17 protein-coding genes and 1 pseudogene are annotated in these 12,297 nt (G+C 28.9%); 10 read left to right on the forward strand and 8 right to left on the reverse strand.

The features are described 5' to 3' along the window. Window positions 1–90: 90 nt before the first annotated feature. The 7 genes and pseudogenes from N5A56_RS10780 to N5A56_RS10810 all read left to right on the forward strand — a co-directional run bounded on the left by N5A56_RS10780 (window position 91) and on the right by N5A56_RS10810 (window position 4,297). Window positions 91–765: a hypothetical protein gene (locus N5A56_RS10780; RefSeq protein WP_265725463.1), complete on the forward strand. Its 675-nt coding sequence runs from the start codon at window positions 91–93 to the stop codon at window positions 763–765. 4 nt (window positions 766–769) lie between these two features. After that, window positions 770–973: a hypothetical protein gene (locus tag N5A56_RS10785; protein ID WP_274270394.1), complete on the forward strand. Its 204-nt coding sequence runs from the start codon at window positions 770–772 to the stop codon at window positions 971–973. Continuing rightward, complete coding sequence (locus N5A56_RS10790) at window positions 967–1,713, forward strand: MBL fold metallo-hydrolase (RefSeq protein WP_274270395.1); 747 nt, start codon at window positions 967–969, stop codon at window positions 1,711–1,713. Before N5A56_RS10785 ends, N5A56_RS10790 begins: the two co-directional genes overlap by 7 nt. Window positions 1,714–1,796: 83 nt before the next feature. After that, complete coding sequence (locus N5A56_RS10795) at window positions 1,797–2,405, forward strand: Crp/Fnr family transcriptional regulator (RefSeq protein WP_265725465.1); 609 nt, start codon at window positions 1,797–1,799, stop codon at window positions 2,403–2,405. A 71-nt stretch (window positions 2,406–2,476) separates the two neighbouring features. Beyond that, window positions 2,477–3,106: an NAD(P)H-dependent oxidoreductase gene (locus N5A56_RS10800; RefSeq protein ID WP_265725466.1), complete on the forward strand. Its 630-nt coding sequence runs from the start codon at window positions 2,477–2,479 to the stop codon at window positions 3,104–3,106. A gap of 74 nt (window positions 3,107–3,180) precedes the next feature. Continuing rightward, window positions 3,181–3,551: pseudogene (locus N5A56_RS10805) on the forward strand (DMT family transporter); the annotation flags it as partial. Beyond that, the gene (locus tag N5A56_RS10810) at window positions 3,548–4,297 is read left to right on the forward strand and encodes a GNAT family N-acetyltransferase (protein ID WP_265725467.1); all 750 of its coding nucleotides are present in this window, start codon (window positions 3,548–3,550) and stop codon (window positions 4,295–4,297) included. The pseudogene N5A56_RS10805 and the gene N5A56_RS10810, both read left to right, overlap by 4 nt. Window positions 4,298–4,377: 80 nt before the next feature. Here N5A56_RS10810 and N5A56_RS10815 read toward each other — a convergent pair whose 3' ends face one another. Then, entirely contained in the window at window positions 4,378–4,764 is a 387-nt protein-coding gene (locus N5A56_RS10815; RefSeq protein ID WP_265725468.1) for a nucleoside triphosphate pyrophosphohydrolase family protein, read from the reverse strand. Between the two features lie 159 nt (window positions 4,765–4,923). Here N5A56_RS10815 and N5A56_RS10820 point away from each other — a divergent pair, with 159 nt between their 5' ends. After that, window positions 4,924–5,130 carry a hypothetical protein gene (locus N5A56_RS10820; RefSeq protein WP_265725469.1) on the forward strand — a complete coding sequence of 69 codons (207 nt, stop codon included), beginning with the start codon at window positions 4,924–4,926 and terminating at the stop codon, window positions 5,128–5,130. 18 nt (window positions 5,131–5,148) lie between these two features. Here N5A56_RS10820 and N5A56_RS10825 read toward each other — a convergent pair whose 3' ends face one another. Then, a complete protein-coding gene (locus N5A56_RS10825; RefSeq protein WP_265725470.1) occupies window positions 5,149–5,715 on the reverse strand; it encodes a DNA-3-methyladenine glycosylase I in 567 nt (188 codons plus the stop codon). A gap of 99 nt (window positions 5,716–5,814) precedes the next feature. Here N5A56_RS10825 and N5A56_RS10830 point away from each other — a divergent pair, with 99 nt between their 5' ends. Beyond that, entirely contained in the window at window positions 5,815–6,246 is a 432-nt protein-coding gene (locus tag N5A56_RS10830; RefSeq protein ID WP_265725471.1) for a DUF6146 family protein, read from the forward strand. Here N5A56_RS10830 and N5A56_RS10835 read toward each other — a convergent pair. Next, the gene (locus N5A56_RS10835; RefSeq protein ID WP_265725472.1) at window positions 6,239–6,733 is read right to left on the reverse strand and encodes a dihydrofolate reductase; all 495 of its coding nucleotides are present in this window, start codon (window positions 6,731–6,733) and stop codon (window positions 6,239–6,241) included. The genes N5A56_RS10830 and N5A56_RS10835 overlap by 8 nt on opposite strands. 300 nt (window positions 6,734–7,033) lie before the next feature. Here N5A56_RS10835 and N5A56_RS10840 point away from each other — a divergent pair, with 300 nt between their 5' ends. Beyond that, window positions 7,034–7,330, forward strand: coding sequence for an isoamylase early set domain-containing protein (locus N5A56_RS10840; protein WP_265725473.1), 297 nt, complete (start codon window positions 7,034–7,036; stop codon window positions 7,328–7,330). Window positions 7,331–7,370: 40 nt separating this feature from the next. On the opposite strand, the gene N5A56_RS10845 is transcribed toward N5A56_RS10840, so the two are convergent. The 5 genes from N5A56_RS10845 to N5A56_RS10865 form a co-directional block, all read right to left on the reverse strand. Continuing rightward, window positions 7,371–8,195, reverse strand: a complete 825-nt coding sequence (locus N5A56_RS10845; protein WP_265725474.1) for a thymidylate synthase — start codon at window positions 8,193–8,195, stop codon at window positions 7,371–7,373. A 55-nt stretch (window positions 8,196–8,250) separates the two neighbouring features. Continuing rightward, window positions 8,251–9,654: a NupC/NupG family nucleoside CNT transporter gene (locus N5A56_RS10850; protein WP_265725475.1), complete on the reverse strand. Its 1,404-nt coding sequence runs from the start codon at window positions 9,652–9,654 to the stop codon at window positions 8,251–8,253. A 14-nt stretch (window positions 9,655–9,668) separates the two neighbouring features. Further along, complete coding sequence (locus tag N5A56_RS10855) at window positions 9,669–10,280, reverse strand: bifunctional nuclease family protein (RefSeq protein WP_265725476.1); 612 nt, start codon at window positions 10,278–10,280, stop codon at window positions 9,669–9,671. A 182-nt stretch (window positions 10,281–10,462) separates the two neighbouring features. Beyond that, the gene (locus N5A56_RS10860) at window positions 10,463–11,425 is read right to left on the reverse strand and encodes an electron transfer flavoprotein subunit alpha/FixB family protein (protein WP_265725477.1); all 963 of its coding nucleotides are present in this window, start codon (window positions 11,423–11,425) and stop codon (window positions 10,463–10,465) included. A gap of 111 nt (window positions 11,426–11,536) precedes the next feature. Continuing rightward, window positions 11,537–12,283 (reverse strand): electron transfer flavoprotein subunit beta/FixA family protein, encoded by a 747-nt coding sequence (locus tag N5A56_RS10865; RefSeq protein ID WP_265725478.1) that lies wholly within the window; start codon window positions 12,281–12,283, stop codon window positions 11,537–11,539. Window positions 12,284–12,297 lie beyond the last annotated feature (14 nt).

The raw sequence follows: 12,297 nt of genomic DNA on the forward strand, positions 1-12,297 counted from the left end.
TAAAATAATTAGAAAGCATCAATTTAAATATTGGTGCTTTTTTTGTAGCTTTAAGAAAAATTATAAATGTTGTTTAGAGCGAGTTTTCTTATGGTATTATTTCTTATTACTACTTCATGCTCAGACAAAACTGATGTATTTAAACTTAAGCAAGAACAAGTACCTTTAAGTGAAAACATAAAAATAACAAGTAAAAATAAAGAAGACCTTAATTTAGATATTGGTCTTTGGATGTTTAATAAAAAAACACCTGAAATAAGCTCAATTGCAAATTGGATTGGTATTCAGCTAAAAGGCAAAGTAATTCTTGAGCCAATAAATATTATTTGGTTGGATTTTAAGGCAACTAATAAAGTTGAAGCAGAAGAAAACATTGTAAATTTTCTAAAAGCTAACAACTTTTTAATGAGGAGTGGTTCTTCAACTGGTTATTATGGTTTATTTGAAAATGATTATTGGATACCGCAATTCATGGAAACTTGGTCTGATAATGCAAACCCAACAACAATTAATAATCATGGTAGAATTTTTATAGCTCATGAAATAAAAGACAACTCAAATAACTCCTTTTTTGTTTCTACAGGAGCTTTTAGTATAGAAAACGAAAGTCATCACCTTATTTCTTTTCGCGATGCTTTAAAAGATTTTAAACCAGTAATAGATTGGTCTGTTTCTAATAATAGTTATCAAGCTAAAAACATAATTTTAAGTAGCAACTACACTACTGACGACCATAATGGCATAAAAATTTTTACACTAAATTAAAATAATGAAAGCAAACTTTTTATACTTACTTGTATTCCTTTTTACTATTAGTTGTTCTAAAAAAATTGAGCAAACTAAAAAGAACAATCACAAACAATACATTACCGTTTTAGGTACAGCACAAGATGGTGGTTATCCTCATATTGGTTGCCAAAGAACTTGTTGTGCTAATTTTTATAACGGCATAAATAAGAAAAAAATGTGGTAGCTTTAGGTTTGGTTGATTTAGAAAATAATCAAAAATGGATTTTTGAAGCTTCACCTGACATGCATACACAATTAGCCGATTTAGAGTTAAATCATCTAAAAAAAGAAAACATTATAGATGGCGTTTTTTTAACACATGCCCACATTGGACATTATACTGGTTTAATGTATTTTGGAAGAGAAGCTTATGGTAAAAGTAACATTAACGTATTTGCAATGCCTAAGATGAAATATTTTTTACAAAATAATGGCCCTTGGAGTCAATTAATCGATTTAAAAAATATTACTTTAAAAGATTTACAACCCGATTCTACAATGGTTTTAAACAGTAAATTAAAAACGACACCCTTTAAAGTACCACATAGAGACGAGTTTTCTGAAACGGTTGGCTATAAAATTAAAGGAACTAAAAAATCGGCATTATTTATACCAGATATTGATAAATGGAAAACTTGGGGTAAAAATATCATTGAAGAAGTTAAAAAAGTAGATTATGCTTTTTTAGATGCAACTTTTTTAAATCAGAATGAAGTTAAAAGAGCAATGTCTGAAGTTCCGCATCCTTTTATTCAAGAAACTATCAGCTTATTTAAAAACGAATCTTTAGAAACGAAAAACAAAGTTATTTTTATTCACTTTAACCACACAAATCCTACATTGCAAGAAAACAGTAAAGAACGACAAGCAATTGAAAAGCTAGGTTTTCGTTTTGCTAGTGAAGGTGATGATTATGAAATTTAAAAGGCTCTTTAATTTGTGAGTGTTTTTATAAAATATAATATTCTACTTCAAAAAAAATAACTTAGATATTACCCTTAAAAAAAATGGATTATTTGACAAAAGAAAAATATATTTCTCAATTAAAATTAAAATTTGAAAATTATTCTCAAATATCAGCAAATTCTTGGGCTCTATTAGAATCTATAATTACTTTTAAAGAAATAAATAAAGAAGAAATATTACTTAGAAATGGACAAATTGCAAAAAACATCTATTTTGTTTGCAAAGGAGCTTTAAGAGCATATATAACAGATTATGATGGAAATATTTACAATAAAAATATTTTTCTTGAAAATAATTTTGCTGGATCAACTGTTTCTTATCTTTTAAATACGCCTTCTAATTTTACTCTAGAAGCTCTAGAAAACACCATTCTTATCAGTATAGAATATAAAAAATACAGATACTTTATTGAAAATAATATTGATCTAAAAAATTTTTATATTGCTTATTTAGAAAATAATTGGGTTATTGAAAAAGAGCAAAGAGAAGTTTCTATCGTTATGGAAAATGCTACTAAAAGGTATTTAGAATTACTCTCAAAACACCCTAAAATAGACAAAAGAATTCAACAATTACACTTAGCATCTCATTTAGGAATTACTCCTACTCAATTAAGTAGAATTCGTAAAGAATTAAAAAATAAAAGCTAAATCAACATATGTAAATGCCAACTTTCATTTCTTCATATACTTTTGCCTTGTAAATTTAAAACAAAAGTATTATGAACTATCTAGAAAACTTAAAATGGCGCTATGCAACTAAAAAATTTGATACTTCAAAAAAGGTTTCATATAAAGACTTAGAAAAATTAAAAAAAGCAATACAATTGTCTGTATCTTCTTACGGGTTACAATTGTATAAAGTATTAATTATAGAAAATATTGCTTTAAGAGAAAGTTTAAAGCATTTTTCTTGGGGGCAAAATCAAATAACTGACGCTTCACATTTAATCGTTTTTTGCAATTATACGAATGTAGAAAATAAACATATAGATGGTTTTATAGAATTAACATCAAAAACACAAGATATAGATATTACAAACCTTAACGAATATGGAAGTTTTATAAAGGGAAAAATAAAACAAATGACACAGTCAGAATTGTTTAATTGGACTTCTAAACAAACTTACTTAGCTCTTGGAAACCTTCTCAATGCATGTGCAGATTTAAGAATAGATTCATGCCCAATGGAAGGTTTTGAATCTGAAAAATATAATGACATTTTAGGTCTTTCGGAACAAGGATTAAACGCAGCAGTAATTGCAACTATAGGTTATCGCTCTTTTGAAGACTATTCACAAAATCGTTCTAAGGTAAGAAAACCATTAAATAAATTATTCCAAACATTATGAATCATACCTCATTATCAATACTAGCAATATTAGGTGGCGTTTTTCTTGCTGCACAAGGCGGATTAAACTCTAACTTAGGCGTGTTACTAAAAAACCCATTATTAGCATCTGTAGCAGCATTTTTAGCAGCACTGTTTTTGCAATTGCTTTTGTTTTAATCAGTGTTAAAACTTCTTTAAATTGGGTAGAACTAAAACAAGTACCTGTTTATTTATGGTTTACGGGAGGTTTATTTAGTGTTTTAGGGATAAGTTTATACTATTATACAATTCCAAAATTAGGAATTTCAACAATGATATCTTTAGGGTTATTTGGTCAAATTTCATTTTCTATAATTGCTGGTCATTTCGGATGGCTAAATTTACCATTAGAGCCAATAACAGTTAAAAGAGGCTTAGGTCTTGTTATAATGATGTCAGGAATTATTTTAATAAATATAAAATGAAAGAAGCAACAAATACAATAAAAGAGAATATCAAAAACTTAACTTCTCTTTGGACAACAGCAGGAAATGCTTTTAACTCGCATCAAAAATTACAAAATTTTGAATATAGCGAAATTAAGAATTCTGAATGGCCTAATAGAATATGGTTTAATCAATACATTACTCAAGAAATAATAGATCAAATAAAAGAGAAAATAGCTGTTTCATCTTCAAAAATAACCGTACCTATTTGGAATATTTCTAACAAAAAACAAGATGTTATTCATGATGCTATTTTAGAACTTAACAACTTTAAGGTAAAGTTCGAACAAATTGGCATGTCGTTAAAAACATCAAGTTTACACAATCTATCAGAAAATGTAAAAATCAAACTCGTTTCTAATGATTTTGAGGCTAAAATTTGGTCTCAATTATTTAAAAATTCCTTTGGATATAAAATTAGTTGTGAGACGATAATTAACACCATCAAAGACATAAATTATTATATAGCTTATCATAACAATACAGCAATTGGCACTGCAGCAACACATATAACCAATAATATAATGGGTATTCATTCTGTTGGTATACCTCCAGAAATGAGAAGAAAAGGTTATGCAGAACAGATTATGAAATTATTAATAAATACTGGAGTAGAAAACAAGTATGAGCTTATAACTTTACAAGCTTCTAACATGGGAAAAAACATATATTTAAAACTTGGATTTAAAGAGGAGTTTTTGATAAAAAATTATATTCTACAGTAAAACAAAAAGGACAAACCTAAAAATTTGTGCTTCTTAACTTTAATTAAAGTTTAATAAAGAATTTAAAAAAATAACATCTTTTATTTTTCTAAAATTCTTGCAATATTAGGTTTAAAGTAATTTGGGCCCTTTAATACTTTACCATCTTCTCTATAAATTGGCATACCATCTTCATCTAATTTACTCATATTACTGCGTTGTATTTCGTTAAAAACTTCTTCTATTTTATCTTGCATACCATGTTCTATAATGGTTCCGCATAAAATATATAACATATCTCCTAAAGCATCTGCAACCTCAACCAAGTCATTGTTATTAGCAGCTTCTAAGTATTCTTCATTTTCTTCTTTCATCAACTCGAAACGCAATTTTTTTCTATCTTCTCCAATACTAGCAATTGGCTTGCTATTCATGTTTAATTTGAAAGCTTTATGAAATTCTGATACTGCTGCTATTTTATTTTTCATTATTTTATAAAAATTTTGTAAAAAGAATATCTATTCTAGAAGTTGCTCCAAAAACGATGACGTTCTTCATTAAATTTGTAATTTTGTCATCAACAATATATAGAAACTTTATGAAAACGAGAAGCTTCATAAAATCTATTATTACAAAACTTATAAAGAATGGTTTTAGGTGCTTATTTTACTACAGGAAGAATTATTTTTATCATTTTTTTTGTGATCGTTTTTGGTTCATTAATAGTTTGGAGCTATAAAAAAGATTTTAAAAATCATGAACGCTATTACAAAAATTCAGGAAAAAAAGTAGCAATTTATGGCGGAATAATTATTGCTGTTTTTGTAGCTATCCGATTTTTGTTTGGTAATTAAGTTTTTCCTTTGAGTAGTTTAGTCAATTTTATTTGGGTATTTAAAACAATCTGTAGTATGGTCGTTTATCATTCCAATTGCTTGCATATAAGCGTACATAACGGTTGAGCCCACAAACTTAAATCCTCGTTTTTTTAAATCTTTAGAAATCGTATCTGACAATGCTGTTGTTGCTGGCACATCTTCTCTTTTTTCAAATTTATTTACAATTGGCTTATCATTAACATAACTCCAAATAAATTTAGAAAAAGAACCAAACTCTTTTTGTACATCCATAAATAAACCAGCATTAGTAATTGCACTTTTTACTTTTAACTTGTTTCTAATAATACCAACGTCTTGTAATAAAGACTCGTATTTATCTTCAGAGTAATTTGCTATCTTTATATAATTGAAATTGTCAAATGCTTTTCTAAAATTTTCTCTTTTATTTAAAACAGTAATCCAACTTAAACCTGCCTGAAAGGTTTCTAAGATTAAAAACTCAAATAAAATAGCATCATCAAAAACAGGTTCTCCCCATTCATTATCATGATAATCTTGATACAATTTACTGTCTGTTACCCAAAAACACCTTTGCTTCATTTATTCTATTTTAAAGGATGAAATTAATGTTAAAAGAATTAAAAAACAATGGTTTATGGAATAATTTTTGCAACTTTACTTTTCATAAAACTTCTGATTATGAAACTTTTAAAACAAATACTTATTCTTTTAACATTTAGTACTGTTATTTTGGCTTGCGGATCATCATCACTAAAAAAAGTATCAGAAAAAGAGGAACCTGTAATAATTGAAAACGACAGTTTGGAATATCAAATTATAATTATTGATATTGGTTTTAACACTTTTTTAAATACTATAGCTAAACCAGAAGGATTTTATTCACAAGCATATTTGGAGGCTAGAAACAGAACCTGGGTTCTTGTATGGAATAATAGAGTTAGAAACCCTAGTCAATTCGACGCAAGTATTTATGAAAATATTATTGATTTTCAAGCAGGAATAAATTATGGCTATGAAGTAAATTATAAGCTTTTTAATTACTTTTTATTTGCTCAACAAAAATATAAAATGAATTTAGGAGGAGGAAATAGAATTAATAGAATTAATTAACTCTCTTTTGAAAACGTAAAAAACTATAATCAAATTTATTTTTATCATCAGCTTTAAAATCTTCTCTAGAAACTTCTTCCCATTTACCTAAATCTATTTCTGGAAAGTAAACATCTGCATCAAAATCTTTATGAACCAATGTTATATCTAAAGCATCTGCCAAGTCTTTTTTTATAGCATGAGTATAAATCTGAGCACCTCCAATAATAAAAATATGTTCATCTTCTTTTGCCAGTTCAATAGCTTCTTCTAAACTACCAGCAATTAAACAACCATCTTTAAAATAGTTATCATTTCTAGTAATAATAACTGTTGTTCTATTAGGTAAAGGTTTCCCTATAGATTCATAAGTGTTTCTACCCATTAATATATGATGACCAGTTGTAGTTCTTTTAAACCTTTTTAAATCTGCTGGTAAATGCCATATTAAATCGTTGTTTTTTCCTAAAGCATTATTTTTTGCAATTGCAGCTATAATAGTAATCATCTGTTCTCATTAATTTTATGCAAAATTAATGTAAATGTTTTGAGATTTGATGTTTTTAAGAGTTTTTGAAAAAAAAATGCAAAACGAATACGTTTTCGAAACCAAAAACTCTGAAAATCAAGCAAAAAGAAAATTCATTTATTTTTAAATTCTATAATTTAAAATATCTTTTTTTCTGAATAATTAATATTTTACACACCCATATTATGAAACTGATAATTCTTCTATTTAATAGATAGGTTTTGTTTGATTAAACATTGTTCTTCTCTACTTTTACAGCATAATTTAAAACACAAAATTATGTCGATTAAGAAACAATTTTTAAAAAGCAAACCTGTATGTAAAGTTACATTTACTTTACCTGCTGAAGAAGCAAAAAGTGTTGCAGTTGTTGGAAGTTTTAATGAGTGGAATACTGATGCAACTCCTCTTAAAAAATTAAAAAACGGGTCTTTTAAGGGTACTGTTGATTTAGAAACTGGAAGTTCTTATGAGTTTAGATATATTGTAGATGGTAAATATGTAAACGAATTAGAAGCAGATGGTTTAGCATGGAATGATTTTGCTGGAGCAGAAAACAGTCTTTTAAGTTTATAAAACAAAAAAAGAGCTTTCAAAATATTGAAAGCTCTTTTTACTATACTGCAACTGCTCCTTTTATATGTGGATGCGGATTATAATTTAACAACTCAAAATCTTCGAATTTAAAACTTTCAATATCTTTTATTGCTGGGTTTATTTTCATTTTTGGCAAAGGTCTAACTTCTCTAGATAATTGCAACTCTAACTGCTCTTTATGATTATTATAAATGTGAGCATCTCCAAAGGTATGGATAAACTCTCCAGCCTCATAACCACACACTTGAGCAATCATCATTGTAAACAAAGCATAAGAAGCTATATTAAAAGGAACACCTAAAAATATATCTGCACTTCTTTGGTATAATTGGCAAGACAATTTACCATCTGCAACGTAAAATTGAAAAAACGCATGACAAGGTGGTAAAGCGGCTTTACCGTTTGCAACGTTTTCAGAAAAAGAAACTGAAGTATCTGGTAAAACTGAAGGATTCCATGCAGAAACCATCATTCTTCTAGAGTTAGGATTATTTTTTAAAGTATCTATAACTTCTTTTAATTGATCTACCTCATCACTATTCCAGTTTCTCCATTGATGTCCATAAACTGGTCCTAAATCTCCATTTTCATCAGCCCAAGAATTCCAAATTTTTACACCATTTTCTTGTAGATAGTTAATATTTGTATCTCCTTTTATAAACCAAAGTAATTCGTAAATAATCGATTTTAAGTGTAACTTTTTAGTAGTTACCATTGGGAAACCTTCACTTAAATCATAACGCATTTGGTAGCCAAAAACACTCTTAGTTCCTGTTCCGGTTCTATCTCCTTTTTCGTTTCCGTTTTCTAAAACGTGTTTTACTAAATCGTGATATTGTTTCATTCGAAAATGTATTCGTTTATTCTTTAATTTATGCAACTCTAAACACTTATTGCATTTATCCGATAATCATTCCAGCAATAGTTGCAGACATTAGTGATGCAATAGTACCACCAATTAAGGCTTTCATTCCAAATTCTGATAAAACTTTTCTTTGTCCAGGTGCTAAAGAACCAATACCTCCAATTTGAATTCCTATTGAAGCAAAATTTGCAAAACCACATAACATATATGTCGCCATAATAATAGATTTATTGTATGTTAAATGAGTAGCACTTGCTATATTTTTTAATTCTGCTAATTGTATATATCCTACAAATTCACTTGCAGCTAATTTGATACCTAGTAATTGTCCCATTAAAGCCATATCTTCTTTAGCAACCCCAATTAACCACATTAATGGAGCAAAGATATAACCTAAAATTGCCTCTAAAGAAAAACTAGCGTATGCTGTATTTTCAGCCATCCAAGTATTTAAAGAAGTTACATCTCCTACCCAACCTAAAATACCATTAATCATTGCAATAAATGCAACAAAAACCAACAACATTGCACCAACATTCATAGCTAATTGCAATCCTTCTGTAGTTCCATTAGCAATAGCATCTAAGACATTAGATCCTATTTTTTCTGAAGAAACTTTTACATCCGTATTAATTTCTTCTGTTTGAGGATATAAAATTTTAGAAATCACAATAGCACCTGGTGCAGCCATTACAGATGCTGCTAATAAATGTTTCGCAAAATGTAACCTTAGCACAGGATCGTCTCCTCCTAAAAACCCTATATAAGCAGCTAAAACAGCTCCTGCAACTGTAGCCATTCCACCAATCATAACCAAAAGCATTTCAGACTTATTCATCTTTTCTAAATATGCTTTAATTAATAATGGCGCTTCTGTTTGACCTAAAAATATATTACCTGCAACAGATAGACTTTCTGCTCCCGAGATCTTTAAAACTTTTGTTAATGCCCAAGCCAAAACTTTCACTAGTTTTTGTATCAATCCTAAATAAAATAACAAAGATGTTAATGCCGAAAAGAAAATAATTGTTGGTAAAACTTGAAATGCAAATATGAAACCAAACTTATCCATATCTACAACTAAACCTTCAAAAAGAAATTTACTCCCTGCTCTTGTAAAGTCTAAAACACTTACAAAAACTCCTCCAATTGCTTCAAATATTTTTTGAATAAAAGGAACTTTTAAAACCCCAATTGCTATTGTTAATTGAAAAGCAACTCCTAAACCTACAGTTTTCCAATCGATTGCTTTCTTGTTTGAACTAAATAAAAAAGCGATTATTAATAAAGAAATCATTCCTAAAACCCCTCTCCATAAAGTACTAAAAGAAAACCCTTGGCTTGGAATAATTTCAGTTACAGCAGAAACTGTTTCAGTATCTTGAGAAAAAATTGAAATAGAAAATAAACAAAAAACAACTAAAAGTATTTTTTTCATAATCAGTATTTATTTTATGAACGCTTACTAATTTCGTCCCTAATTTTAGCAGCCATTTCGTAGTTTTCATCTTCAACTGCGTTATTTAATTGATTGTGTAATTCTTTAAGAGTTAAACTCGAAAAATTATCATCATCTTGTTTTACAATCTCTTCAAGTTCTAGAGATATTTCGGTAGATTCTTGTTGATTTTCTAATTCCAACTCTTCCTCTACTTTTAAATAAATACCCGCTTTATCTAAAATGTTTTCATACGCATAAATAGGCGCATTAAAACGAACTGCAATTGCTATTGCATCTGAAGTTCTTGTATCTATCACTTCTTCTTTACCCTCTTTTTCACAAACAAGACTTGAAAAGAAAACTCCATCAACTAATTTATGAATAATTACTTCTTTTATATTTATTTTAAAACGATCTGAAAAAGTTTTAAATAAATCGTGCGTAAGAGGTCTTGGAGGTCTAATTTCGGTTTCTAAAGCAATTGCTATAGACTGTGCTTCGAAAGCTCCAATAATAATAGGCAAAGTCCTTGTTCCTTCCATTTCACTCAAAACCAATGCATAAGCACCACTTTGAGTTTGACTGTAAGAAATTCCTTTAATGGTAAGTAGTATTAAACTCATATATCCGTCAACAAAATATAAAAAAGTATATTTTAAACTTAATTGTTTACTTTTTAGTGGGCACAATTTAATAAAAATAATAGATTGAAAACTTTTATTTCATTAGTTTTTAAAAAAGAAAAAACCTACTAGCTATTAGACCAATAGGTTTTCATTTAAAAAACAATGTTTGAATATTTGAATTAAGCTTGTTTAAATGCTTTTAACTTCTCAATTAATTTAGGCACAACCTCAAATGCATCACCAACAATACCATAATCTGCTGCTTTAAAGAAAGGAGCTTCTGGATCTGTATTGATAACTACTTTTACTTTAGAAGCATTAATTCCTGCTAAATGCTGTATTGCTCCAGATATACCGATAGCAATATATAAATTAGAAGCAACTGGCTTACCTGTTTGACCAACATGCTCTCCATGTGGACGCCAACCTAAATCTGAAACTGGCTTAGAACATGCTGTTGCAGCTCCTAATACATCTGCTAATTCTTCTATCATTCCCCAGTTTTCAGGCCCTTTTAGACCTCTTCCTGCAGAAACGACTGTATCAGCATCAGCAATTGTAATTTTTCCTGTAACTTTTTCTATATTTTCTGACTTTACACCTAAATCTGAATCAGATATTGACGCTTCAAAACTTACTATAGTTCCAGAAACCGAATTTTCATGAATCCCATAAGAATTTTTAGCTACACCAATTACTTTCTTATCCGTAGAAATTACAGTATTTGAAAAAGCTTTATTTGAAAAAGCTTTTCTTTTTACTGTAAAAGGGCTTGTAGCACTTGGTAAAGCAACTACATTAGATGCATAACCAGCATCTAAAGCTACAGCTACCATAGGAGCAACAAATAAACCATCAATACTAGAATCTAAGATTACTACTAATGAACTTTCTGCATCAGCAACTTGTTTAATTACTGAAGTATACGCTTTTGCGTTAAAAGTTGATAAAGAATCATTAGACACAGAAACTACTTTATCTGCTCCATATGTATACAACTCTTCATTATTATTCGCATTTATTGTTAAAGCAACTAAATTACTTCCTAATTGTTCAGCAACTTTTTTTCCGTAAGAAACTACTTCAAAAGCACTCTTTTTGAATTTTCCTTCTGCTGAATCTGCAAAAACTAAAACTGACATAAAATTTTATTTTTAAAATTTTTCCTGAACTAGATTCAGGAACTTTATATTTTTATTACTAATCTTATTTAGAATGATACTGAAACAAGTTCAGCATGATTTAATTTTTAATTAAATCACTTTCGCTTCGTTATGCAACAAGTTTATTAACTCATCTATATTATCTGCGTCTACTAATTTTACAGCTCCTTTAGGTGCTGGTTTTTCAAATGAAGCAGTTAAAGTTGCATTTTCTGCTGCTACGGGTTCAACTACATTTAAAGGTTTTTTACGTGCCATCATAATACCACGCATATTAGGAATACGTAAATCTTTTTCTTCTACGATCCCTTTTTGACCCGCTACAACTAGAGGTAAAGTTGTGCTCAAAGTTTCACTTCCTCCATCAATTTCTCTAGATAATGAAACAGAAGTTCCATCAATTTCCATACCTACACATCCATTTACAAAATTGTAATCTAATAAAGAAGCTAACATCCCAGGAACCATTCCTCCATTATAATCGATAGATTCTCTTCCTGCTAACACTAAATCATAACTTCCATTTTTAACAACTTCAGCTATTTGTTTAGCTACAGATAAACCATCAGTAGCATCCATATTTACACGAATTGCATCATCAGCACCAATTGCTAATGCTTTTCGTAAAGTTGGTTCTGTAGAAGCATTCCCTACATTTACAACAGTTACACTTGCTCCTTGTTTTTCTTTAAACCACATAGCTCTTGTAAGGCTAAACTCATCATAAGGATTAATTACAAATTGCACTCCATTTGTATCAAACTTCGTGTCGTTTTCTGTAAAATTAATTTTTGAAGTGGTATCAGGAACATGACTAATACATACCAATATTTTCATAAATTCTATTTTTA

Origin of the sequence: Polaribacter ponticola (genome assembly GCF_026191475.2) — a bacterium.
Lineage (GTDB): Bacteria > Bacteroidota > Bacteroidia > Flavobacteriales > Flavobacteriaceae > Polaribacter > Polaribacter ponticola.

What these genes read in the sequence shown, in the direction of transcription:
- N5A56_RS10780 (WP_265725463.1), top strand. Translation starts at nt 91, where the DNA reads ATGGTATTATTTCTTATTACTACTTCATGCTCAGACAAAACTGATGTA.
- N5A56_RS10785 (WP_274270394.1), top strand. Translation starts at nt 770, where the DNA reads ATGAAAGCAAACTTTTTATACTTACTTGTATTCCTTTTTACTATTAGT.
- N5A56_RS10795 (WP_265725465.1), top strand. Translation starts at nt 1,797, where the DNA reads ATGGATTATTTGACAAAAGAAAAATATATTTCTCAATTAAAATTAAAA.
- N5A56_RS10800 (WP_265725466.1), top strand. Translation starts at nt 2,477, where the DNA reads ATGAACTATCTAGAAAACTTAAAATGGCGCTATGCAACTAAAAAATTT.
- N5A56_RS10810 (WP_265725467.1), top strand. Translation starts at nt 3,548, where the DNA reads ATGAAAGAAGCAACAAATACAATAAAAGAGAATATCAAAAACTTAACT.
- N5A56_RS10815 (WP_265725468.1), bottom strand. Translation starts at nt 4,764, where the DNA reads ATGAAAAATAAAATAGCAGCAGTATCAGAATTTCATAAAGCTTTCAAA.
- N5A56_RS10820 (WP_265725469.1), top strand. Translation starts at nt 4,924, where the DNA reads ATGGTTTTAGGTGCTTATTTTACTACAGGAAGAATTATTTTTATCATT.
- N5A56_RS10825 (WP_265725470.1), bottom strand. Translation starts at nt 5,715, where the DNA reads ATGAAGCAAAGGTGTTTTTGGGTAACAGACAGTAAATTGTATCAAGAT.
- N5A56_RS10830 (WP_265725471.1), top strand. Translation starts at nt 5,815, where the DNA reads ATGAAACTTTTAAAACAAATACTTATTCTTTTAACATTTAGTACTGTT.
- N5A56_RS10835 (WP_265725472.1), bottom strand. Translation starts at nt 6,733, where the DNA reads ATGATTACTATTATAGCTGCAATTGCAAAAAATAATGCTTTAGGAAAA.
- N5A56_RS10840 (WP_265725473.1), top strand. Translation starts at nt 7,034, where the DNA reads ATGTCGATTAAGAAACAATTTTTAAAAAGCAAACCTGTATGTAAAGTT.
- N5A56_RS10845 (WP_265725474.1), bottom strand. Translation starts at nt 8,195, where the DNA reads ATGAAACAATATCACGATTTAGTAAAACACGTTTTAGAAAACGGAAAC.
- N5A56_RS10850 (WP_265725475.1), bottom strand. Translation starts at nt 9,654, where the DNA reads ATGAAAAAAATACTTTTAGTTGTTTTTTGTTTATTTTCTATTTCAATT.
- N5A56_RS10855 (WP_265725476.1), bottom strand. Translation starts at nt 10,280, where the DNA reads ATGAGTTTAATACTACTTACCATTAAAGGAATTTCTTACAGTCAAACT.
- N5A56_RS10860 (WP_265725477.1), bottom strand. Translation starts at nt 11,425, where the DNA reads ATGTCAGTTTTAGTTTTTGCAGATTCAGCAGAAGGAAAATTCAAAAAG.
- N5A56_RS10865 (WP_265725478.1), bottom strand. Translation starts at nt 12,283, where the DNA reads ATGAAAATATTGGTATGTATTAGTCATGTTCCTGATACCACTTCAAAA.